This window comes from Fodinibius sp. GM108 (genome assembly GCF_058386985.1).
On sequence record NZ_JBYEIR010000023.1, the window covers coordinates 1 to 1,073 of the forward strand.

Below are 1,073 nucleotides of genomic sequence, written 5' to 3' on the forward strand. Positions count from 1 at the left end.
GCTATATATAACTGCTTTAAATTTGTTAAATTGCCTATCTCTGAGGGAAGACGAGTTCCAGAAAAGTCATTAAAGCTAAGATACAAACCCTCCAGCTTTGACAGCTTCCCTATCTCTGAAGGAATCGGCCCTTTAATATTAGGTTGATTTGCTATTTCAAGACGAAGTAGATTAGATAAGTGTCCGATAGTAGACGGAATATGTCCGCTAAAGTCATTCATGTTTGAATATCGCTTTCCCTGATGATAAGCAATATGGAAATCTTGCGGGGGCTCTTTAAGCGTACCACCGATCTCATAGTTACGACCGGCTAATATCAACCACTCAAGACTTTCCATATTTCCTATCGACGATGGTATTTCTCCGGTCAGCTTATTTTTCTTGACGTTCAGATACTTGACCTTCTTTAAGTTGCCGATCGACTCTGGCAGCTGTCCGCTAAGTCCGTTGTCATACAGATCCACGCGCGTCACTCGCCCTTCGGCGTCGGTTTCGATGCCGTGCCAGGAGTCCAACGGATCGCCACTGCCCCAGCCGATGTTGTTTTTCCAGCTGTCGCCGCCCGTCGCCTCATACAGGTCCATCAGTGTCTGGCGGTCGCCTTCTACGCTGTTCACTTCTTGTGGATATTCATAACTTGTCAACACAATTAAAAAAAGAACAAATAAACCCCCTATCATTTTTAATTTCATTCCAACCCCTCTTTTATTAGTTATTTTAAATAGAAAAATCTAAAAAATTTATACAAAAAAAGATTAAATAAATAAATCTTAATACCAATTATCTTTGATGAAACTTATCTCAAAATAAAAAAAGCCGTAACTATCTTTTTTTGATAATTACGGCTTAATGAATTAAGGTTTTTTATTTAGGAATTTACTCCACTAAAAGTCATTACCTCCTACTTGGGTGTCGCCCTGCGTATTATTCATTGAACTGGTGCAGTTAGAAGTAAAATTATTATCATTAAGAGCAGCACGTTGTAAATCAGAATTGTCTATTTTCTCCCAAAAATCACATGGGATACTCCCTGTCAAACCATTATTGTTTAACCGGATACTTCTCAATTGATA

At 38.8% G+C, this 1,073-nt stretch carries 2 protein-coding genes; both read right to left on the reverse strand.

The genetic code is table 11. The features are described 5' to 3' along the window. Positions 1 to 692 (reverse strand): hypothetical protein (locus tag ACT3ID_RS18925; RefSeq protein ID WP_491543629.1); only part of this gene is annotated, 692 nt, incomplete at its 3' end. 192 nt (positions 693 to 884) lie between these two features. After that, positions 885 to 1,073, reverse strand: a 189-nt coding sequence (locus ACT3ID_RS18930) for a hypothetical protein (RefSeq protein ID WP_491543630.1), incomplete at its 5' end; no start/stop codon positions are given.